Origin of the sequence: Rhizobium sp. N731 (assembly GCF_001664145.1) — a bacterium.
GTDB lineage: Bacteria > Pseudomonadota > Alphaproteobacteria > Rhizobiales > Rhizobiaceae > Rhizobium > Rhizobium esperanzae.
Window position 1 is genome coordinate 123,896 of record NZ_CP013606.1, and the last position, 20,345, is coordinate 144,240.

Consider the following 20,345-nt stretch of genomic DNA (forward strand, 5'->3'; position numbering starts at 1 on the left):
CCGCGGTGTGGCAACGACCGCGGGGCTTTGCGTAAAAATCTTGTAATGGATACGAGGGGCCTCGTCGAATAAGTTAATCGGCTTAGACTAGTGGGTCGTTGCTCCTAACTTCCAAGAATTCCCAGAGGGACAAACTACGCCACCAAAGCGCGTAGTACCCTCAAGTGACTGGCGACTTGTTACGAAACCACGGCATCCATCAAGCCTATCGTGGGTGTCAATCTGTTCGATAACTCCGGCGCTCCCAGTCGACGGATTTGCCCAGGCGAGAGCTTTCGTTCCCACGGCTCCGCGGCCAACCACATCTGCAATTACAGCTTGATCGCTGACTGGGGCGGCGCCTGGTGAAACGGAAGGCGCGGCAGACACTTCGAGAGGTTCGGTGCGTGAGCAGGCGGCGAGAAACGCCACGCACGCGCACGCAATGATGACTATTCGTTTCATGCAGAAAATGATGGATCTGAAGACGACTATTTCAACCCCACGGCGCGTCAACTTTGGGGAGGGCAGCGCCGCCTTCACGGGTCGGGGTCAGAGCAAGGCGATCGACATCGCGCCATTGATCGAACTTACTCAACACCGCCGAGCTCGCCGTTTCCGATCATTCGGGCTTGAATCCGATCACCATTGAGTCCGGTCCCAGCAACGGCTCGACGCGTGTGGACACGAAACCGGCGTCGCGCATCCAGGCTTGGCAGTCGGCACCGGTGTAGTCGAACCCTCCGCGGGTCTCGATCAGCATGTTCAAGCTCATCAGCAAGCCGAAGGCGTTGCTGCGGCGCTCATCGTCGATGACGGCGTCGTAGACGATCAGGGCCCCGCCGTTCGGCAGCGCGGCGAAGGCTTTTTCCAGCAGCATCCTCTTCTCGGCAAGATCCCAGTCGTGGAGGATATGCCCCATCACGATCACATCCGCTTTCGGCATCGGGCTGTCGAAGAAGTTGCCGCTGTGGAAGCGGATGCGGTCGGCAAGGCCGTGACGGGCGACGAACTCGTCAAATATCGGCTGCACGGCAGGCAGGTCGAAGCCGAGGGCCTGGAGATGCGGATGGGCCCGGGCGATCACCACCGGTACCATGCCTTGCGCCGCGCCCACATCGGCGAAGGTCGTGTATTTCGACCAGTCGAACTTCGCGGCGATCGCCTGCGCCGCGCCGGCGCTGATCCCGCTCATCGCCGCGAGGAATCCGCGCAGCCGTGCCGGCTCCGCATATAGCGCAGCAAAGAAGTCCTCGCTGTGCTTGGCTTCGTTCTGCGGCTCTCCCGTGTGCAGGGCTTCGGTAAGCGAGCCCCAGAAACCGTAGAGCCGGGCATTGGCCATTTCGAGGATGCCTCCGATATAGGATGGCTTCGCCTTGTCGAGGAAGAGGTCCGTATCAGTGGCATTGCGATAGCGGCCATCCTCGCGTTCGAGCAGCTTCAGGGCCACCAGGGTGTCGAGGAAGTCGCGGGCCGAGCGGGGATGCAGTTTCAGCCTAGCCTGCAGCTCGGGCAGGTCGGCCGGGCCGGCTGCAAGCTCGGTGAAGACACCGAGCTCGACTGCGCTTAGCATGGCTTTGGAGGCCCAGAACCCCATGCCAAGCTGCATGATGTTGTCCGGCGTCGTTGCGCGCATCGCTCGTCTCCTCGTAGATTGTGTCGTCGAACGGCACCTGGGATTGGTGCGAAACCGAAGTGGTCCGACGGCGCTGCGAAGCAGAACGTCTCGTCTCGTCGCGGCACCCCGCAAGAAAAATAGAGCGTTTTACGGTGGGGTACAATTAATCAAGAATCACTAGCCAAGAGCTCGGCTGAGCGGTGATTCCGACACCTGACTTTCACTGCGAAGTTGAGTCGCGGATCACCGGCAACGCCTCACAAATTTCGTCGCCCTTTGAAGCAATCCATTGTCTAGATTGTTCCCAGACGGTGCATTTTGCGCCACTCTTCGTACTCTGTTCGGGCATCATCATGCAGCGGATAGTAGCGCTGCAACGACCCGCCCTCCATAAGCTTCGCTCGCGAGAACTCCTCCCAATCGTGATGCTTTTGCGATTCTTCGATTACCTTCGGGGCCATTGCGACTGGAAGCACCACCACCCCGTCATCGTCGGCGACGATGATGTCTCCAGGGATCACGGTGACGCCGCCGCAGGCAATCGGGACGTTGACGGCGTTGGGATAAATGCCGGTCTGCACATGGTAGTTGGGCGTCCAGCCGCGCAGCCACAAAGGGAGATCGAGCTTCTCGACATTGGGCCGATCGCGCATGCACCCATCGATCACGATGCCGGCGCCGCCCCTGCCTTTGAAATAAGTCGACATCATATCGCCAAAGACGCCTGAGCTCATGTCACTGCGCGCGTCGACCACGACCACATCGCCCTCCTGCACGTGATAAAGCACATGGCGGTGCAACTGCGTCTCCGGGTCCGCATATTCTCCCTCGGTGAAGAGGTCCGGCCGCTGCGGCAGGAATTGAAGCGTCAGCGCCGGTCCAACGATCGACTTCCCGCGGGTCTGCGGTACGGGACCGACCATGTGCGGATTGCGGAAGCCCATGTGGCCAAGCGTGCCGGAAACCGTCGCGGCGCCGATCTCCTTCAGTGCGTCGATCATGTCTCTGGGCGGTCGCGTAATATCGGGCGTATGCGTCATTTTAGGCTCCGGTGAATGAAGCTACCAGTTTGTGACAGAACCGTCGCGGCGCTTCAGGTGCGGCGCTTCCCAGAAACGAAAGCTCTCCGCCTTGATCGCCTCTTCGTTGACCTCGACGCCGAGGCCCGGCAGATCGCTGACCGGATAATCGGGGCCGTCGAGCCGCGGTTGCACGGGGAAGAAGTCGGAATTGTCGAAGCCGAGCTTCGCTTCGGGCGCCCTGGTCTCGAGCCAGGCGAAATTCGGCACCGCGGCGGCGAGATGGATGGTCGCGGCCGTGCAGACTGGGCCGAGGGGATTGTGCGGCATCAGATCCACATAGTGCGCCTCGCTCCAGCCCGCGACCTTCATCGCTTCGGTGAGCCCGCCCACATTGCACACATCGAGCCGGTTGAACTGATGGATGCCGCGCTCGATGTAGGGCAGGAATTGCCACTTGCTGGCAAATTCCTCGCCGATTGCGAACGGGATGTCGGTCATGGTGCGCAGGGATTCGTAGGCCTCGGGTGTCTCGTCTCGTATTGGCTCCTCGAGGAAATCAAGCACGCCGCGGTCGAGCTTGTTACAGAAGCTCGCAGCCTCTGCCACCGACAGCCGATGATGATAATCGATGCCGAGGACGACGTCGTCGCCCAGCGCCTGGCGCGCCTTGTTCAGCATTGCCGCGCTAGGGCCGATCGACTCCCGCGGCTCAAAGATGTCCTTGCTGTTTTGGCCGATCGGGAAGAAGCGGATCGCCTGCCACCCTTGTGCGCGCAGTTCGCGGGCTCGTTCGATGGCAACCTCGCCTTCGGCCTCGTCCCCGGTCGAGGCGAAGGTCGGAATGCGGTCGCGCTGCTTCCCGCCCAGCAGTTCGTAGGCTGGAACCCCCAGCGCCTTGCCCTTGATGTCGTGAAGGGCGATGTCGATTGCGGAAATCGCCGCCTGCAGAACGCGCCCGCCTTCGAAGTATTGGCTGCGATAAATTTCCTGCCAGATCCGACCCGTCTGCATCGCGTCACGGCCGATGAGAAATTCGCGATAATGTTCGATCGCACCGGCAACGGCCTTTTCGCGACCGCTCAAGCCGCTCTCGCCCCAGCCGAAGATGCCGCTGTCGGTCTCGACCTTGACCAGCATCTGGTTGCGCGTTCCTACCCATACTGGGTAGGGCTTGATCGCCGTGATGTAAAGCTTCGTCATCCACGCCCTCGTCCCACACGCATCCGCTTGGTCTCAGTTGACCTTCAGCGCCATTTCTGTTTCGCCGTCGAACAGATGCATCCGCTCCTGATCGAACTCGAGCCAAATCTGTTCGTCAGGCGTGACGGCAATGGTCGGCGGCACGCTGACATTGACGATGGCGCCTGATAGGAACGCCTGGACGAAGGTGACATCACCGGTCGGCTCCACTGTGTAGGCTTTGGCAGGGATGCTCCCAGGCGTCGCACTCTTATGCAACTTGATCGTCGAGTGGCGCGCGCCGAGCACGACTTTCTTGGTGGATGACCTTGCAACTTTATGAGCATTTTCTGGCGAAAGCTCGAGGCGCCATCCCTCCGCGCTGATCAACACATTGTCACCGCTTGCCGTTGATGCCTCCAACGGGATTAGGCTCATCGCCGGGCTGCCGACGAAGCTGGCGACGAACATGTTCACCGGATTGGCAAAGACCTGCGCTGGGGTATCGTATTGCTGCAGATAGCCGCCGTTCATCACCGCCATCCTGTCGGCCATGGTGACCGCTTCGAGCTGGTCGTGCGTCACATAGATGATCGTCGCCTTGAGATCCTGGTGAAAACGTTTGATCTCCGACCGCATCTGTACGCGCAGTTTTGCGTCGAGGTTGGAAAGCGGTTCATCCATCAGGAATACCGCCGGATCGCGAACGAGCGCACGGCCGAGCGCCACGCGCTGCTGTTGGCCGCCCGAAAGTTCGCGTGGCTTGCGCTCGAGGAGCTGCGTCATGTCGAGCACCCGCGCTGCTTCCCTGACCTTCTTGTCGATCTCGTCCCGTGGCAGTTTGCGCATCTGCAGCGGAAACGCCAGATTTTTGTATACGGATTTCTGCGGGTAGAGCGCGTAGTTCTGGAACACCATTGCGATGTCCCGGTCCTTGGGGTCGAGGTCGTTGACCACCCGCTCGCCGATGACGATGTCGCCGGATGTGATAGGGATGAGCCCCGCCACAAGATTGAGCGTGGTTGTCTTGCCGCAGCCTGAAGGGCCGACGAGCGCAACGAATTCGCCGTCGTTGACCGTCAGAGAAACTTTGTTGACAGCTTTGAAGCCGCCATAGGTCTTGACCAGATCTTTGAGGACCACGTGGGCCACCGGCAACTCCCCTAATGCTTGACTGCGCCTTCCGTGAGGGCGCGTACGAAGTATCGCTGCAGAACGAGAAACAGAACCACGACGGGTACGCTCATCATGAAGCTGGCCGCCATAAGGCCCGGGAAGTCCGTCGTGTTTTCCGAGAAAAAGCGCTGGATGCCGACCGGCAGAGTCAGCTGCTCGTTCTTGGAGAGAAAGGTGTAGGCGTAGATGTACTCGTTCCAGGCGCCGATGAACGAATAGATCGCGGTGGCGATGATTCCTGGTGCCGAGAGCGGCATGACGATCAGGAGAAAGGCCTGAAACCGCGTTGCCCCGTCGATGCGCGCAGCCTGCTCGAGTTGCCCCGGGATATTGTCGTAAAAGCCCTTGAGGAGCCAGATTGCCAGTGGCAGGCCGAATGTAAGGTAAGTCAGAACAAGCGACCCGTGCGTGTTCACCAGCCCGATCGCGCGCATCAGGATGAAGAGCGGCACGAGAAAGATCACTGCCGGGAACATGTTGCGAAGCAAAACGGCGAAGAACAGAAAGTTGCGGCCAGGAAAGGTGAAACGCGAAAACGCGTAGGCCGCAGGAACGGCCACGATCACCGAAAGGATGGTCGTAGCGGTGGAAACGAAAAGGCTGTTCCAGAAGAAGCGCAGGAAGTCCTGGCCGACGCTATTTTGCGGATCGAGCAATTTCTGGTAGCTGGCGAGGGTTGGTTGGTCCGGCCACCATTGCGGCGGGAATTGCATGGCAGCGAAACCGGACTTGATCGAGGTGATCAGCATCCAGACCATCGGTAATGCGGTGTAAAGCAACATGAACACAAGGAAGATGCGTCCGCCCCACCGCCACCCGTCGATGCGCACGCGGCGATGGATCCGGCCTCTATGAGTAGCCTCGGCAATTGTGCTCATGCGCTCCCATCCTTCTGCTCATTCCCGCTCAGCGCGCGGACGTAGAAGTAGCCGAGCGACATCAGGATCAGGAACAGCAGCACCGAATAGGCCGATGCCACTCCCCAGCGCTGGCGGCCGAAGGCGAGTTCATAAATGTGGGTGATCCAGATATGCGACGCGTTCGAGGGCCCGCCGCCGGTCATGATCCAGGGAATGATGAACGAATTGAAGTTGGCCACTGCCAGCAGAAGGATTGTGACCGTCGAGACGTTTCTCAAATGCGGAAAGGTGACGTGCCAGAACCGCTGCCATGCGTTGGCTCCGTCGACTTTTGCGGCGCGCAGCAACTGGTCGGGAACCGTCTGCAGGCCAGCCATCATCATGATCATGGCAAACGGAAACTCTCGCCAGATATTGACGACGATCAACGAGGGCAGCACCGTGCTGACGCTGTCGATGAAATTCGGCGGCCGATCGGCCCATCCAAGGCCGACGAGCACCGCGCCGATTATCCCAAAGTCTGAATGGTAGATCCACTTCCAGATGTAGGAGGCGGCGACCGCGCTGATGACCCAGGGAATGATCAGGATGGCCCGCAGAATTCCGCGGCCGACAAAGTCGCGATGGAGCGCCAGAGCGCAGGCAAATCCCAGGACAAATGAGATGAGAGTGGATCCCAGTGTCCAGATAAGAGTGTTCGAGGTGACTTTCCAGAACACCGGACTTGTGAGGATGGCGGTGTAGTTGTCGAGGCCGACGAAGATCTTGTCCCGGAGCTGCAGGCCAGGCGGTGTATTGAAGAACGACAGTTCGATCGTGTAGTAGATCGGGTAGGCGATGACGATAAGCATCACGGCGATCGCGGGAAGCACGTACGCATAGTCAGCGCGATGCTCCAAGATGTTTCGCAGCACGCCGAACCGATCGGATTGCAGTCTTCGGTGAGGCTCGGCCTTGCCAGTCAAGATCGTCACTGTGCGGTGCCCTTATTCTTCGGAACAAACCGGCTGCAATCAAAGCTGCAGCCGGTCAGATCGTCAGGATGATTAGAGTCCGCCGTCCATCAGGTCTTTCACCTTCTTGGCTGCGTCGTCCGCTGCTTGGTCGACTGTCATGGCCCCGGTCAGGGCATTCTGTAGCATATCCGGGACGATGATGTTCATGATCTCCGGCGACTGCGGCAGCGCCGGGAACGGGATGCCGTAGGGCAGCATCGAAGTCGTGACATCGAGAAACTTGATGTTATCAAGACGTTCCTTCATCCACTTGGTCTTGAAGCCGTTCAGGTTGCCCGGGTTCGAGCCGGCATAGGCCATCTTCAGCGACCATTCGGGGCTCGTCCACATGCAGATGATAGCCTTTGCAGCCGGCTCGTCGACCTTGCCGCCCTCGACATATTCGGGCTTCAGGATGTGGATGTTGGAGCCGCCAAACACGACGGCACGCTTGCCGTCTGGGCCAGTCGGAATGAGGCCGTAGCGCATATTGTCGATGACGGTCTGCGCTTTTTCCTTGTCGCTGCCCGTCGTCTTCTTTTGCAGGTCGAGCATGACGTTGTAGTCGGACGGGTGCGAGATCATCATGCCGAGTTGGCCAGCGAGGAAGAGGGGCTGGTTGTCGGCCTGCTGGTTGGTGAGCGCCGAAACCGGAACCGACTTGTCACGAACATACATGTCGTAGGAGGCTTGCAATGCGGCCTTGCTCTGCGGGCTATTGAGCTCGACCTGCTTATAGGTCGGGTTGGCGGTCGCTTCGTCGAAGACGCCGCCGCCATAGGCCCACAGCTGCGGCATGAAGCGGTAGGGCGTGTTGCCGGCATTCTTGCGAGCCACGAGGCCGTAACCGGCAATGCCGAGCTTGTCGTGGATCTGCTTGGAATACTTGACGACGTCATCCCAGGTTGCCGGAGCCTTGTCCGGATCGAGGCCTGCACGCTTGAAGATGTCGGCGTTCCAGATGAACGCCATCGTCTCGTTGTTGGTTGGGATGCCGTAGGTCACCCCCTCCCAAGTAACAGCCTTCATTGCGCCGGGCCAGAAATCCTCGGTCGAATAACCGACATCCTCGGGCTTGAGCGGCTGCAAATAGCCTTTGGCGGCGAACTCGGTGCCGCCCAGGATCTGCAGGCGGACCGCCATCGGCGCTGCGTTGCCAAGAAGCGCGGTCCGGAACTTGTCCAGCAGGTCGTTATAGGTGAGGGCTTGTTCCTCAAGCTGGATGTTTGGGTAGGTTTTGCGGAAGCTCTCGAAGAAGTCCTTGTAATACTGGCGCAGCAGGTCGGGATCGCCCTCGAACACGCCCTGATACCAGAATGTCAGCCGGCCCTTGTAGTCGAGGGGGGTGACCTTGCCGCAATCAGCCGCCGTGTCGAACTCCTGCGTGCCGGCGATGGAGCGCACATATTGCGGTGACCACTGGCTCAAATCGACCGGCGCACTGAGCGCAGACACGGACATCAACGATACCATCAAAGCAGCGGATACAGTGCCGCGTACAACGACACCGCCGAGCGAAAGACTCGTCATAGGTATTCTCCCAGGTTTGTCCCAAGCCGCTCTGCATTGAGGCGGTCTTGCTCCCAGGTCGTGGGATTCTCCCACTTAATGTATCCCTTCGACCTTATCATACGTTTTCATGTCAAGGATTGTCTGTCAACCAAAGAAAATCGTACATTGTTTTGGAAAGTTTTGCATGATATCTCGTGAATATGTGTATGGATTGGGGACGGTCTTGACCGAAACAAGCGAATTTAAAGCGCAGCCGCCCGAGGGGATCGACGCTACAGGGGCGTCGAGCGAGGGTGCGTCTGTTTACCAACTGATCAGGGACGACATCATCGAAGGGCGGCTCGCGGCCAACGAGCGGCTCGTCATCACCGATCTCGCCCGGCGCCACGGCACCTCGACCAACCCGGTGCGGGAGGCTTTGCAACTGTTGCGCGGGGAGGGCTTTGTCACCTTCGTTCCCAATCGCGGAGCGCGCGTCCGGCCCATCGATCAGGATTTTGTTCGGGATATCTACGAGATAGGCGTTTTGATCGAGCCGTCACTGACGCGCTGGTTCGTGAATATGGCGACGGTGGAGGACATTGCTGAACTCGAACGCATCCAAAGCCTCATTGAAGAGAACAACTTTGCCGACACGCTAAGGCATAGCGAACTGGACACCGCCTTTCATACCGTCATGTACCGGAAGCACTACAACCGCCATGCCGCCGAGCTTTGGTGGAAGCATCGCGAAGTGCTTCGAGCCGTGAGCCGCCGCTTCGATTTTACGCTTGCCCGGCGTGCGGCGATCCTGAGTGAACACCGCGAGCTCATCGCGCATGTCAAAGCCGGAAGCGCTAACGAGGCAGCCGAACTTATTGCGCGCCATGTCGAAGGCTCAGGGCGGCACATCCTCGAACACATGCGTGCGCGCAACGCCGCTCGCGCAGGATGAACGTTTGGCATGATTATCGTTACCCGGAACACCTGAGGTAAAGGCAGTTGAGATGAAAATCACCAACGTCCGGCCGTGGCTCATCAGCTCGGATGCTTCTTATTGGGGAGAGTTTCTGTTTGTCGAAGTGACGACCGACGGGGGGGTGAGCGGCTGGGGAGAGATCACCACCACGACAAGGCTCGCCAATCGCGCCCTCTGCACGATCTTGCGGCAGATCGGCGCCGCGTTGATGGGCGAAGACCCGGCGCGCATCGAGTATCTTTGGCACAAGATATTCCGCAGCTTCACCTACATGGGCAGTCGCGGCGCCGCCGTCGAATGCGTGAGCGCCATCGACATAGCCCTTTGGGACATCCGAGGCAAAGTGCTTGGCAAGCCGATATACGAGCTATTGGGCGGACCGGTGCGCGATCAAATTGCGCTCTACACCCATCCAAACCAAGCCAAGTTTACCAGCAAAGAAGCGGTGGTCAGGGAAATTCGAGACATCGTCGAGTCCGGCCACACGGCGCTCAAGTTCGATCCCTTCCCCTACCAGGGCAGCACTGCCGATGGACGGCCTCGCGAACAGCGGGACGGCTACCTCGATGGCAGCATGACCCGCAAGGATGAACGCGAAGCCGCAGAACTCACCGCTCTGATCCGCGAAACGGCGGGCTCAGATGTCGACATCCTCATCGATGCGCATGGCCGCTTCGACGTTCCCACCGCCATTCGCCTTTGTCGGAGCCTCGAAGAAGCTGGCCAAATCGACTGGTTCGAGGAGCCCTGCCCACCGGAGAGCCTGAATGCTCTCAGACAGGTCCGCGAGAAGATCAGCGCCCCTATCTCGTGGGGCGAGCGCGGCCACACGAAGTGGGATTTCGTGCCGGTGCTCGAAAACAGGCTCGCCGACTACATCATGCCCGATGTCACCTGGACCGGCGGCATTACCGAACTCAAGAAGATTTCCGCCCTGTGCGAAGCCTACTACATCCCGGTCTCGCCGCATGACGCCGCAGGACCGATCAACGTAGTTGCCGGAGCGCAGGTGATGATGACCGTTCCGAATTTCTACAAGCTTGAAACGTCAGAGTGGAATCTGGGCAAATACGATCACCTCATCGACAGGCCGCTCGATGTTTCGGACGGCAGCCTAAAGCTTACACCGAAGCCCGGTCTCGGCGTTGAGATGAACCGCGACTACCTTGAAGGCCACGAGATTGAGCTGGCCTAGCAATGCTCTACGCCGCCGTCGTGTGCGGCAACGATCCCGCCGACCGAAATGAGGATAAATCATGCCAGAGGCATATGGAGCCGACGAGGCGCTCAATCGGGTCAACACGCATTCCAAGCCTTCCGAGCTTCGCATAACCGACATGCGGGTAGCCGAAATTGTCGACGCGCCGTTCACCTCGGTGCTGCTGAAGATTTACACCAACCAGGGCATTGTCGGGCTTGGCGAGGTCCGTGACGGCGCCAGCGCCACCTACGCGCTGATGCTGAAGAGCCGGTTGCTGGGTGAGAACCCTTGCAACATCGATCGAATGTTTCGCCGGATCAAGCAGTTCGGCGGGCACGGCCGGCAAGGCGGCGGCGTATCGGCGGTTGAAATCGCATTGTGGGATCTTGCCGGCAAGGCCTATGGCGTCCCTATCTACCAGATGCTCGGCGGCCGCTTTCGGGAGAAAGTGCGCGTTTACTGCGATACTGACGCCACCGTGCCGAGCGGCACCGAGACCGGCAAGCGCCTCAAGCAGCGCATGGAGCTCGGCTTCACGTTCCTCAAGATGGACCTGGGACTGATGCAGATCGCCGATGTGCCCGGTGCGGTCGTGTTTCCCGCCGGCTCACTGGAAGGATACCGCGACCGTCCCAGTCGCGGGCCGCTGAAGACCATTGAAGAGCGGCTTGTCCGCAACGCAGCCTACGATCTGCATAACGTCCAGCATCCGTTTACCGGCCTGCACTTTTCCGACAAGGGCCTCGACCTGCTCGAGCAATACATCGCCGAGGTTCGTGAGGTGATCGGCATGCAGGTTCCGCTTGCGATCGACCATATCGGCCATATCTCCATGCAGAACGGCATTCGCCTTGCCAGGCGAATTGAGAAATACGTGCCGGCTTGGCTCGAGGATGTCATCCCGTGGCAATATACCGAGCAGTATCGACAACTGCAGGATTCCACCACGGTGCCGATCTGCACCGGCGAGGACATATACCTCAAGGAGAGTTTCGAGCCTCTGCTCAAGAGCGGCGGCGTCTCTGTCATCCATCCGGACCTGCTCACCAGTGGGGGCATTCTCGAGACCAAGAAGATCGGGGATATGGCGCAGGACCATGGTGTTCCCATGGCCATACACATGGCAGAAAGTCCGATCGCCGCAATAGCCGCCGCACACGTTGCGACGGCGACCGAAAACTTCATGGCGCTCGAATACCACTCCGCCGATGTGGACTGGTGGGACGATATTGTCACCGGCCTTCCCAAGCCGTTGGTGAAGGACGGCTTCATCACTGTTCCGGACAAGCCGGGCCTGGGGATCGACGATGTGGTCGACGAGGTGATCTCGCAGCATCTGCAGCCGGGCGTCGCCGGCATTTGGCAGCCTACGGATCACTGGGACGATGAATATTCCTGGGATCGCACTTGGAGCTGAGACGAAAAGGGCCGAAGATGAAGATCACCGACCTGCGCTGTGCCGTTATCGGCAAACACCCGATCGTCCGCATCGTCACGGACGAGGGCCTCTATGGCTTGGGCGAAGTCGAATTCACCAAGGCCTATCTCAAGCCCTGGGTGCTGCATTTCCGCGAGGCGCTGATCGGCGAGGACCCGACCGACGTCGAGAGAGTGATGCTGAAGATCCGCCAGCGCGGCTCTTTCAAGCCATACGGCGCGGCGGTGAGCGCGATCGAGCATGCGCTGTGGGATATTGCCGGCAAGGCCGCGGGTCTGCCGGCCTATAAGCTGCTCGGCGGCAAGGTGCGCGACAAGGTGCGGGTCTACAACGGTTCGGTCCGCCAGAAACGCACCGGCGACCGGCCGGAGGATTACGCCGCTGACGTCAAATGGATGATGGGGCAGCCGCAGAACTTCTTCATGATCAAGCAGGGAATCTCGTTCCACTCCAACATGAAGGACACCATCGAGGGCTTTCACTACGGGGTGACGCAGAAGAAGGCCGGCTATCACGGCGCCATGGATCAGGGCGTGATCAGCGAGCGGGGTTTCAATCACATGCTCGACTGCGTGATCGCGATGAAGGAAGTGCTGGGCGACAAGGTCAGCCTGGCGCTCGACTGCGGCCCGGGCTGGATGCTGCCGGATGCGATCAAGTTCGCTCGTGCGGTCGAGAAGTACAATTTGATGTGGCTCGAGGACATGCTGACCGGCGACTACGTGCCGTGGGTCAATCCGCAGGCCTACCGGGAACTGACAACCTCCACTTCGACACCGATCCACACTGGTGAGCAGATCTACCTCCGGCATAATTTCAAGGACCTGATCGAGACGCAGGCAGTCCGCGTTATCGGCCCCGATCCAGCCGATATTGGCGGCATCGCCGAGCTCAAATGGGTCGCCGAGCATGCCTACATGCACTCGATCCTGATGGCACCGCATGGCACTGCTAACGGGCTGCTCGGTCTCGGCGCGCTGATCAATGTCTGCGCCACGTTGCCGGCAAATTACGTCGCCTTCGAATATCCGACTGCTTCGGACCCCTGGTGGGAGGATCTGGTAATCGGCTTGCCGCCTGAGATCGTGAAGGACAGCATGGTGGATCTACTGGAAGCGCCGGGGCTGGGCCTCGACATCGACGCTGAAGCGGCCGGGAGATACCTCAGGGAAGAGGATGCGGGCTTTTTCGACTGAACCTTGCTCCACCTGCCGTGCCTATCTTGTCGGGCGCCAGGAAACAGGGCTTGCGCCAGTCCTCAAATGCCCGACCCATCCAGCTGCTCGTCGTCTTCGCCTTGCCAGGGCGAGGGCATCGAGGTGCGATTGGCCGAGGGCATCGGCATCCAGCACTTTAACTCCGGCTCGGCATATTCGATGATGTGCCCGGGCGAGGAATCCGAGGCGCGCCAGCCTTCGCCGCCGAACTGATCGCCATGTGACCAATAGGCTAGGTCGACTTCCGCCGGCCCCTGTTCGGACGCACGGATCGTCACCAGGATGCGGCTGCCGTCTCTCGGTGCGCTTGCCATCTGGCGCCAGCGGTCTTGCTCGTCCATCATGTTCCTCCTGCCTTGCTGCAGATCAACTGTCGCCTCGCCACCCGAAACGGTCAACTCAAACTTTCCGAGCGCACGGGGGTGCGGTCTTGCGCGCCGCCGCAATATTCATTGCCGGATGGTTTTTTCCTGGCTTCGCCGGCCAACAATTCTCCCCTGCTTGCCAAAAAACCACAATTGCCTCACTTAGTTCACATCCACCCTCGGCATTAAGAATTGGATCAAGACTGAATGCGCATAGCCTATGTTTTTCTCGGTGCATTTCTTGCACTCGCCCCGTCCGCCTATGCCGAGGTCGCAGCGCCACCGGTCTTGAAGCCGTTGACGCGGCAGGCGCAGGCGGCTGAGCTCAGCGCGCAATTTCTCTCGCGATACAGCTACAAGCCGGTTCCGCTCGACGATGCCCTGTCGGGCAGGGTGATGGATCAGTTCGTCAAGTCGCTTGATCCCGACCGCATGCTCTTCCTGCAGGCCGACATCGACAAGTTCATGGCCGACCGCAGCGAGATCGACGATGCCATCGAGCGGCAGGACCTGAAGATCCCGTTTGCGATCTTCAACGCCTATCAACAGCGCGTCGTCGACCGCATGACCTATGCGCGCAGCCTGCTCAAGCAGGGCTTCGATTTCAGCGGCAAGGAAGATTATGCGGTGCTGCGCGACAAGGCGCCCTGGCCGCAGTCGGAAGCCGAAAGCAACGATCTCTGGCGCAAGCGCGTCAAGAACGACTGGCTGCGGCTGAAGCTCGGCGGCAAAGACGACGCGGCGATCCGCGAAACGCTCGATAAACGCTATGAAAACACGCTCGAGCGCGCTTACAAGTTCAAGAGCGACGACGTCTTCCAGTCGTTCATGGATGCCTATTCGAACTCGATCGACCCGCATACCGATTATTTCGGCGCGGCGGCTTCCGCCGACTTCAATGTCTCGATGAAGCTGTCGCTGTTCGGCATCGGCGCGGTGCTGCAGGAGCGCGACGATTACACGACGATCCGCGAACTCGTGCCCGGCGGGCCGGCGCAGCTCTCCGGCAAGCTCGCCGTCGGCGACCGCATCACCGGCGTCGGCCAAGGCAAGGACGGGCCGATCAAGGAGGTGGTGGGCACGCGCCTCGATGAAGTCGTGCAGATGATCCGCGGCAAGAAAGGTTCGGTGGTGCGGCTCGACATCCTGCCGGCCGATGCCGGCGCAGACGGCGTGCACCGTGTCGTCAACTTGGTGCGCGACAAGATCAGCCTCGACAAGCAGGCCGCCAGGAAAACCGTGCTGTCGGTGAAGGCGGGCGAGGCCACGCGCAAGATCGGCATCATCACCCTGCCGGTCTTTTATGAGGATTTCGAAGCCAAGAACAAGGGCGACAAAGACTACAAGAGCGCCAGCCGCGATGTCGCCAAGCTTCTCGCCGAACTGAACGAGGAAAAGGTCGATGGCGTTCTCATCGATCTGCGCAACAATGGCGGCGGTTCGCTGGATGAGGCGATCGATCTCACCGGTCTCTTCATCGGCAAGGGCCCGGTCGTTCAGCAGCGCGCCGGCAACGGCAAGATCGAGGTCAAGAGCGCCGACCTGACAACGCCGGCCTGGACAGGTCCCTTGGGGGTTCTGATCAACCGCGGCTCGGCCTCGGCTTCGGAGATCTTTGCCGCGGCGATCCAGGATTACGGCCGCGGGGTGATCATCGGCGAGCCCAGTTTCGGCAAGGGCACGGTTCAGACGGTCGTCGATCTCGACCAGGTGGTTCACAACAGCAAACCCGAATTCGGCGAGCTGAAGGTGACGATCGCCCAGTTTTTCCGGATCAACGGCGGCACGACGCAGCTGCGCGGCGTCACCCCCGATGTCAGCCTGCCCGCATTGTCCGATCCTGCGAGCTTCGGCGAGACCAGTTATGACAATGCCCTGCCGTGGGCGGAGATCAAGCCGGCGAAATACGCGCCGGAAGGCGATGTTACGGCGTTGCTGCCGGCTTTGCAGAGCCGCCACGATGCGCGGATCAAGAGCGATCAGGATTTCCAGCGTCTGTTGCAGGACATCGCCGATCTGAAGGCGCAGCGCGAGAAGGGCGTCGTTTCCCTGAACGAAGCCGAACGCCGCAAGGAAGCGGCCGCCCGGGAAGCTCGGTTCAAGGCTCGCGCCGAAGCCGGCGATGGCGAAGATCTTGCCGGCGACGATGGCCTGCAGGCGGACGAGCGCAGCCTGACCGCCGATATCGCCATGGAAAATGCCCGCAAAAAGGCCAAGGACGTCCTGCTCGATGAGGCTGCCGCCATTGTCGGGGACGAGGCGGATTTGCAGGGCGGCGCTGTAGAGGCAGCCACGAAGCAGCCGGGAAAGGCGGAGCAGAAATAGGCGTAACCCGGCGCCGCAGTGCGGGCCCATTTTCGAAATAGGCAACACAAAGAAGCTGCGAGCAGGGCCCAGCGCATCACTGCACCGTCGGTGTCGGGCTATCGCCAAGCATATCAAGGCTGAGCAGGTTTACTGAGCTCCTGGCGCCTTGACAGCTTTCGGACGCAGGTCGACAGATAAATCCTCGGTCCGGTCTTCGTGTCGTCGGGCAAGTTGCCTTTCGAAGATTGGCGACTGATCACCGTGATACCGCGTGCGACCTTTGCCAGTGATATCGATGCCAATACCGAACGAGTGATCTTCATCATTGGCGCCATCGCACCTGCTCGCAGCAGTGATTGCGACTGTTTGCCAGACACTCTTCACTCGACCGCTATCCCGCCTTGCCGGGCAACTGCACCTGATCGAGAGGTTCGAACTCGAGGCGGTTGAGCACCGGCCAGCGCTGGAGCTCCTATATCGACGGCACGGCGAGAGCTTCGAGGGCTTGTGCCCGGCTGTTGCTATAGTGTTCACTTTTAGGCGAAAATGATCGCATTATCTGTCGATCGGAGCTCTGCGCTCAGGCTGCTCCCGTCCAGCATGAGCGCTTCGATACGGCATTTAGTTTCGCGCGTTGTCAGGGGCGTGCAGTGAAGCGCCCGCCTTTTCGGCCGCTGCCCGCAGACGCTTGTCTCTGGTCCATAAGGCCGCTCGTTGATCGAGGAGAACTGAGGCCATCAAGTGGGCATCTGTGTAGCCAATGCCCATACTGAAAATGGCGTGGCGGTCAATCATCATCATGACTTCGTCGTGCGTCGCAACGAGCGCTTCGCGCTGAGCCGCCAGGAAAGCTATGACGCTACTACGATTTCGAAGGCTGCCAAGTGCGAGCTCTCCGATTATGGCTGGGTGGCATAAGAGACGATCGTCCTCAATAATCCTACGCAGCTCTGAATCGGCATGCCGGAAATGATCGATCCAGATGGAAGTGTCGGCAAGTATCACTTGGCAGCTGCGCTCCGGCGGCGTGGGGCTGCCTCCGCATCCGGCATAGTTCCGCCGAGAGCGATGAGGCGTTTTCCCGACTCCACACGAACAAGCGTCTCCAAAGCTTGGCGGACCAGAGCGGCGGTTTCTTTCGTGCCGGTTAGGGACCTGGCCCTTTCCATTAGGGTGTCGTCGAGATTGATAGTCGATCGCATCATTTTCTTCCTGATTATGGTGTTATGGATAGCACCATTTGGTGACGAAATCTACGCCTCGTTCTCCACTCCAATACGTCCGACGTCGGAGCAATAAATGATCTTCTATGAAGATAAGACGTCTGGCGCAGCCTTTCCAATTGCCACGGCGCCAGAGCAACTGGACCAGGAAGATGCTTGTGATACTTTGGAGCCAATTCGCCCTTATTCCACTTCCAATGGTAGGAGACGACCTCATCCACGTACCCGCCTGCCGAGCGACTTCAGCAGATCCTCGACAGTGCAGTCGATACCGGCATCATTATCTTAGTCGTGGACGGAATTGTCATCAGTTGGAGCAAAGGGGCCCGCAATCTGCTTGGCTGGACTGAAGATGAGATGCTGGGAAAGACTCTGCTTGAGATTTTCCCGGCGGATAAGGACGCCGCGGGCTTGCTCGCCACCGAGCTGGCCGATGCAAAGGCAAACAGTAAGGGCGGCGGCGAGGGGTGGCGATTTCGCAAGGACGGGAGCAAAACGCCGCCGTCGTCTTTCTCATGGCAAACGGCTGGATGAACGGTGAGGTCCTACACGTTGACGGCGGTGCAAGGCTGGTCTGAACGACCGGCAACTGTATGAGGTCCCTGCTTCGATTCCCATCGGCGCGATTTATCGTTGGTCTACCGCGCCGGCAGCAAACGCCCAGCAAGCCTCTCCTTGACCGGGCCCTGAGAAACATAAGATAAAAAGTGGAGACAAATTTATGGATAGAGGCCGGCAATCTTGTGTTCCCAGCGAACGAGTGACGTACTGAGCCCACAGCCGACCAGATCGCTGGAATCGAGAATTTATTCCGCTTACGCCAGCCTCTCCCCATCGGAGCGCTGTCTGGCCGATGTGATGCTCGAGCATCAGATGGACCTCGCCCTCTATACAGCGGGCGAGCTTGCCCGAAAGGCGGGCGTTTCGACGGCGACGGCTGCCAGACTCATCCGCACCCTCGGCTATTCCTCTTATCCAGCCGCCAAGCGCGAGATCCGTGAGGCGATCCATTGGGGATCGCCGCAGGGCGGCGCGATCGATACCGCGCAGCACGCCGCGGAAATCCCGACTTTGGCGGCAGTGGTGCAGACCAATATCGACAACATTCGCGCCACCGCAGATGGAACGTCGCCGGAGACGCTTGATGCCATTTGCAGCGCCTGCATCGAGGCCGAGCGCATCTTCGTCGTCGGCATGCGCAACGGTTTCGGCCTGGCCCATTACGCCGCGCATTATCTCGGCCTGATCAAGAACGACGTGCGGGTCCTGCCCGCAACGGGCACCTCGATGGCGCATGAATTGTCGGGCATTCGCGAGGGCGATCTGGTGATCTGCTTCGCCTTCCGCCGCCGGCCGCGCAAGCTTCCCCTGCTTCTAAACGAAATCCGCACGACCGGTGCGATTGCGGTTCTGATCACCGATATCAGTGCCGCCGAAAGCGCCAAGGCTGCCGACCATGTCATTCGATGCCGCTGTCATTCGCTGGCGGCGTTCAATTCCTTCACCGCCGCCGCGACGATGATCGACTATATTTCCTGGACCGTCGCGGCGCGGCTCGGCGAACTCAGCGTCGAACGGTTCCGCAGGATCGACCGGATGGTCGAGCTGATCGACGATGTCGCCACGCCGAAACGGGAAACGCCGCGGCCGAAAAGCTAATCCTTTTGTAGAAAATCGCCGGCGCGCGATGGGAAGGCCCATCCGCGGCGCTTCGAGGGAGCAAGCCCTGATGCCGCCAGCATTTCCGCCAGGCGGACGGCGGCATCGATGCCGTCGATGACCGGAATGCCGAGCTCCTGCTGCAGCGTCGCGGCCAGAGCCGCCATGCCGGCGCAGCCCAGAACCGCGGCCTCGGCTCCGTTTTCCATCGCTCGCATGATGAGGTCGGAGATTTTCTCACGCGCTCCGCTTTCCGGCCGGTGAAGATCGAGCACGGGAATGTCGCTTGCCAGAACCTGCGGGCAGCGCCGCTCGAATCCGTAGCGCAGAATGTTCATTTTCAGCGTCTGCACCGATCTGGAAAGGGTGGTGACGACACAGAATTCCTGGGCGACGAGGCTTGCGACATGGAGCGCCGCCTCGCCGACGCCGATGACCGGGCGATGCGACAGCGCGCGTGCCGCATCCAGTCCGGTGTCGTCGAAACAGGCGATCACATGGGCTCGCGCGCCGTCGGCCTCGGCCTGCTGAATGGCCTGGAGCAGGCCGGGCAGGCAGACCGCGCCGTCGAACGGGCCTTCGATCGCCGAAGGGCCATGGTTCGACTGGCGGATCAGGAGTTCGGTCGTTGGTGCGGCCGATCGCGCCGCGGCAACGCCGATCACCCGGGTCATCTCGACCGTCGTGTTCGGATTGATGACGGCTATTTTCATGCTGTTTCCTGAACCCTTTGCCATTGCCGGGTCGGAACGGGATCGATCAGTTGTTCATAGGGGATCGCGGCCGCGGTGAGATGACCTGCCGTGATGCCTTCCTGCCAGCGGCGATAGCCATCCGCATCGATCCTCGGCGTCGTCCACATGCCGTGGGCGATATAGGTCCGAGCCGCGGACAGGATGATGTTCAGGGGCAGGCTGAGGAAGGTCTCGGCGAGGAAATCGGCATAGGTTTCCGGATCCCGCGCCAAGATCCATTCCATGCCCTGATTGAGGGCGCGGGCGAAACGCGTCTGGATTTCCTGGCGCTGCGGGTCGTTCTCGCCGAGCGCGTAATAGACGCTCCACGGTACGTTGCCTCCGGTGACGGCAAGCGGCTGCACGACATGGCCGCGAGCTTCCGCCTCCATCCGCAGCGCATTCGGGTAATCGACGATCAGATAATCGCCCATGCCGCCGTGAAAAAGCTCCGAAAGCATGGCGCCGTCAAGATCCTGGATATAGCCGACCTGGTTGGGATCGATACCACGCTCACGCAGGCACTGCTTGAAGAAGAGCCCGACGCTGGCGCCATTGCTGCCCTTCATCAGCGCCACCTTTCCGGGCAGCCTTTCCCAGTTGAACTCTTCCGGCCTTTCCCGCCCGAGGACGGCCAGCGGCGCGCGGGCGGCGATCTGGGCGAAGGGGGTAAAGCGCGTGCCGCGGCCGAGATACATCGACGGCACCCAGATGCCGCCGAGCGCAGCCTGGGCGGTTCCCCGGCGGAGTTCGTCGAGCACCAGATCCCAGGGACGCGGCACGCTGACGGTGACGCGCAGTCCCTCCGCCTCGAAGAAGCCCTGCCGCACGGCGACATAATGCGGAAGATAGTTCAGGCTGTGGCCGGTTGCGGCGACATGAAAATCGAACATGTGATCTCC

19 protein-coding genes and 2 pseudogenes are annotated in these 20,345 nt (G+C 60.2%); 8 read left to right on the top strand and 13 right to left on the bottom strand.

Going from position 1 to position 20,345, the window contains the following annotated elements:
- Positions 1–87: 87 nt before the first annotated feature.
- The 8 genes from AMK02_RS30920 to AMK02_RS28055 form a co-directional block, all read right to left on the bottom strand.
- Positions 88–444 (bottom strand): RT0821/Lpp0805 family surface protein, encoded by a 357-nt coding sequence (locus tag AMK02_RS30920; RefSeq protein WP_082240388.1) that lies wholly within the window; start codon positions 442–444, stop codon positions 88–90.
- A gap of 157 nt (positions 445–601) precedes the next feature.
- Positions 602–1,615: a methyltransferase gene (locus tag AMK02_RS28025; protein WP_064808195.1), complete on the bottom strand. Its 1,014-nt coding sequence runs from the start codon at positions 1,613–1,615 to the stop codon at positions 602–604.
- Between the two features lie 275 nt (positions 1,616–1,890).
- On the bottom strand, positions 1,891–2,637 hold the full coding sequence (locus AMK02_RS28030) for a ribonuclease activity regulator RraA (protein ID WP_064808197.1): 747 nt from the start codon (positions 2,635–2,637) through the stop codon (positions 1,891–1,893).
- 21 nt (positions 2,638–2,658) lie between these two features.
- Entirely contained in the window at positions 2,659–3,819 is a 1,161-nt protein-coding gene (locus tag AMK02_RS28035) for a mandelate racemase/muconate lactonizing enzyme family protein (protein ID WP_064808199.1), read from the bottom strand.
- Between the two features lie 33 nt (positions 3,820–3,852).
- A complete protein-coding gene (locus tag AMK02_RS28040) occupies positions 3,853–4,950 on the bottom strand; it encodes an ABC transporter ATP-binding protein (RefSeq protein WP_064808200.1) in 1,098 nt (365 codons plus the stop codon).
- Between the two features lie 11 nt (positions 4,951–4,961).
- Positions 4,962–5,852, bottom strand: coding sequence for a carbohydrate ABC transporter permease (locus tag AMK02_RS28045; RefSeq protein WP_064808201.1), 891 nt, complete (start codon positions 5,850–5,852; stop codon positions 4,962–4,964).
- Positions 5,849–6,808 (bottom strand): carbohydrate ABC transporter permease, encoded by a 960-nt coding sequence (locus tag AMK02_RS28050; protein ID WP_064808202.1) that lies wholly within the window; start codon positions 6,806–6,808, stop codon positions 5,849–5,851. Before AMK02_RS28050 ends, AMK02_RS28045 begins: the two co-directional genes overlap by 4 nt.
- Before the next feature lie 72 nt (positions 6,809–6,880).
- A complete protein-coding gene (locus AMK02_RS28055; RefSeq protein ID WP_064808203.1) occupies positions 6,881–8,359 on the bottom strand; it encodes an ABC transporter substrate-binding protein in 1,479 nt (492 codons plus the stop codon).
- A gap of 205 nt (positions 8,360–8,564) precedes the next feature.
- Here AMK02_RS28055 and AMK02_RS28060 point away from each other — a divergent pair, with 205 nt between their 5' ends.
- The 4 genes from AMK02_RS28060 to AMK02_RS28075 all read left to right on the top strand — a co-directional run bounded on the left by AMK02_RS28060 (position 8,565) and on the right by AMK02_RS28075 (position 13,134).
- Complete coding sequence (locus tag AMK02_RS28060; protein WP_064808822.1) at positions 8,565–9,275, top strand: GntR family transcriptional regulator; 711 nt, start codon at positions 8,565–8,567, stop codon at positions 9,273–9,275.
- A 52-nt stretch (positions 9,276–9,327) separates the two neighbouring features.
- A complete protein-coding gene (locus AMK02_RS28065; protein WP_064808205.1) occupies positions 9,328–10,494 on the top strand; it encodes a mandelate racemase/muconate lactonizing enzyme family protein in 1,167 nt (388 codons plus the stop codon).
- A 61-nt stretch (positions 10,495–10,555) separates the two neighbouring features.
- Positions 10,556–11,917 carry a mandelate racemase/muconate lactonizing enzyme family protein gene (locus AMK02_RS28070; protein WP_064808207.1) on the top strand — a complete coding sequence of 454 codons (1,362 nt, stop codon included), beginning with the start codon at positions 10,556–10,558 and terminating at the stop codon, positions 11,915–11,917.
- A 17-nt stretch (positions 11,918–11,934) separates the two neighbouring features.
- Complete coding sequence (locus AMK02_RS28075) at positions 11,935–13,134, top strand: mandelate racemase/muconate lactonizing enzyme family protein (protein ID WP_064808209.1); 1,200 nt, start codon at positions 11,935–11,937, stop codon at positions 13,132–13,134.
- A 62-nt stretch (positions 13,135–13,196) separates the two neighbouring features.
- Here the strand turns inward: AMK02_RS28075 and AMK02_RS28080 are convergent, their stop codons facing one another.
- Positions 13,197–13,496: a hypothetical protein gene (locus AMK02_RS28080; protein ID WP_064808211.1), complete on the bottom strand. Its 300-nt coding sequence runs from the start codon at positions 13,494–13,496 to the stop codon at positions 13,197–13,199.
- Positions 13,497–13,727: 231 nt separating this feature from the next.
- Here AMK02_RS28080 and AMK02_RS28085 point away from each other — a divergent pair, with 231 nt between their 5' ends.
- A complete protein-coding gene (locus AMK02_RS28085) occupies positions 13,728–15,845 on the top strand; it encodes a carboxy terminal-processing peptidase (protein WP_064808212.1) in 2,118 nt (705 codons plus the stop codon).
- Between the two features lie 603 nt (positions 15,846–16,448).
- On the opposite strand, the gene AMK02_RS28090 is transcribed toward AMK02_RS28085, so the two are convergent.
- A complete protein-coding gene (locus AMK02_RS28090) occupies positions 16,449–16,832 on the bottom strand; it encodes a type II toxin-antitoxin system VapC family toxin (RefSeq protein ID WP_064808214.1) in 384 nt (127 codons plus the stop codon).
- The gene (locus tag AMK02_RS28095) at positions 16,829–17,029 is read right to left on the bottom strand and encodes a type II toxin-antitoxin system VapB family antitoxin (RefSeq protein ID WP_017958375.1); all 201 of its coding nucleotides are present in this window, start codon (positions 17,027–17,029) and stop codon (positions 16,829–16,831) included. Before AMK02_RS28095 ends, AMK02_RS28090 begins: the two co-directional genes overlap by 4 nt.
- A 267-nt stretch (positions 17,030–17,296) precedes the next feature.
- Here AMK02_RS28095 and AMK02_RS30925 point away from each other — a divergent pair.
- The 3 genes and pseudogenes from AMK02_RS30925 to AMK02_RS28100 all read left to right on the top strand — a co-directional run.
- Positions 17,297–17,488, top strand: a pseudogene (locus AMK02_RS30925) (PAS domain S-box protein); the annotation flags it as partial.
- Positions 17,489–17,538: 50 nt separating this feature from the next.
- A pseudogene (locus tag AMK02_RS32435) lies at positions 17,539–17,628 on the top strand (SDR family oxidoreductase); the annotation flags it as partial.
- Between the two features lie 163 nt (positions 17,629–17,791).
- Positions 17,792–18,709: a MurR/RpiR family transcriptional regulator gene (locus AMK02_RS28100; RefSeq protein ID WP_064808216.1), complete on the top strand. Its 918-nt coding sequence runs from the start codon at positions 17,792–17,794 to the stop codon at positions 18,707–18,709.
- On the opposite strand, the gene AMK02_RS28105 is transcribed toward AMK02_RS28100, so the two are convergent.
- Together AMK02_RS28105 and AMK02_RS28110 are read right to left on the bottom strand one after the other, a co-directional pair.
- Positions 18,706–19,422 (bottom strand): aspartate/glutamate racemase family protein, encoded by a 717-nt coding sequence (locus AMK02_RS28105; protein WP_064808218.1) that lies wholly within the window; start codon positions 19,420–19,422, stop codon positions 18,706–18,708. The genes AMK02_RS28100 and AMK02_RS28105 overlap by 4 nt on opposite strands.
- Positions 19,419–20,336, bottom strand: a complete 918-nt coding sequence (locus AMK02_RS28110; protein WP_064808220.1) for an ABC transporter substrate-binding protein — start codon at positions 20,334–20,336, stop codon at positions 19,419–19,421. The genes AMK02_RS28105 and AMK02_RS28110 overlap by 4 nt, the downstream gene beginning before the upstream one ends.
- Between the last annotated feature and the right edge of the window lie 9 nt (positions 20,337–20,345).

Excerpts from the sequence above, each read along its gene's own strand:
- AMK02_RS28070 (WP_064808207.1), top strand. The coding sequence starts at position 10,556 with ATGCCAGAGGCATATGGAGCCGACGAGGCGCTCAATCGGGTCAACACG.
- AMK02_RS30920 (WP_082240388.1), bottom strand. The coding sequence starts at position 444 with ATGAAACGAATAGTCATCATTGCGTGCGCGTGCGTGGCGTTTCTCGCC.
- AMK02_RS28055 (WP_064808203.1), bottom strand. The coding sequence starts at position 8,359 with ATGACGAGTCTTTCGCTCGGCGGTGTCGTTGTACGCGGCACTGTATCC.
- AMK02_RS28025 (WP_064808195.1), bottom strand. The coding sequence starts at position 1,615 with ATGCGCGCAACGACGCCGGACAACATCATGCAGCTTGGCATGGGGTTC.
- AMK02_RS28035 (WP_064808199.1), bottom strand. The coding sequence starts at position 3,819 with ATGACGAAGCTTTACATCACGGCGATCAAGCCCTACCCAGTATGGGTA.
- AMK02_RS28095 (WP_017958375.1), bottom strand. The coding sequence starts at position 17,029 with ATGCGATCGACTATCAATCTCGACGACACCCTAATGGAAAGGGCCAGG.
- AMK02_RS28110 (WP_064808220.1), bottom strand. The coding sequence starts at position 20,336 with ATGTTCGATTTTCATGTCGCCGCAACCGGCCACAGCCTGAACTATCTT.
- AMK02_RS28045 (WP_064808201.1), bottom strand. The coding sequence starts at position 5,852 with ATGAGCACAATTGCCGAGGCTACTCATAGAGGCCGGATCCATCGCCGC.
- AMK02_RS28075 (WP_064808209.1), top strand. The coding sequence starts at position 11,935 with ATGAAGATCACCGACCTGCGCTGTGCCGTTATCGGCAAACACCCGATC.
- AMK02_RS28105 (WP_064808218.1), bottom strand. The coding sequence starts at position 19,422 with ATGAAAATAGCCGTCATCAATCCGAACACGACGGTCGAGATGACCCGG.
- AMK02_RS28085 (WP_064808212.1), top strand. The coding sequence starts at position 13,728 with ATGCGCATAGCCTATGTTTTTCTCGGTGCATTTCTTGCACTCGCCCCG.
- AMK02_RS28065 (WP_064808205.1), top strand. The coding sequence starts at position 9,328 with ATGAAAATCACCAACGTCCGGCCGTGGCTCATCAGCTCGGATGCTTCT.
- AMK02_RS28030 (WP_064808197.1), bottom strand. The coding sequence starts at position 2,637 with ATGACGCATACGCCCGATATTACGCGACCGCCCAGAGACATGATCGAC.
- AMK02_RS28080 (WP_064808211.1), bottom strand. The coding sequence starts at position 13,496 with ATGGACGAGCAAGACCGCTGGCGCCAGATGGCAAGCGCACCGAGAGAC.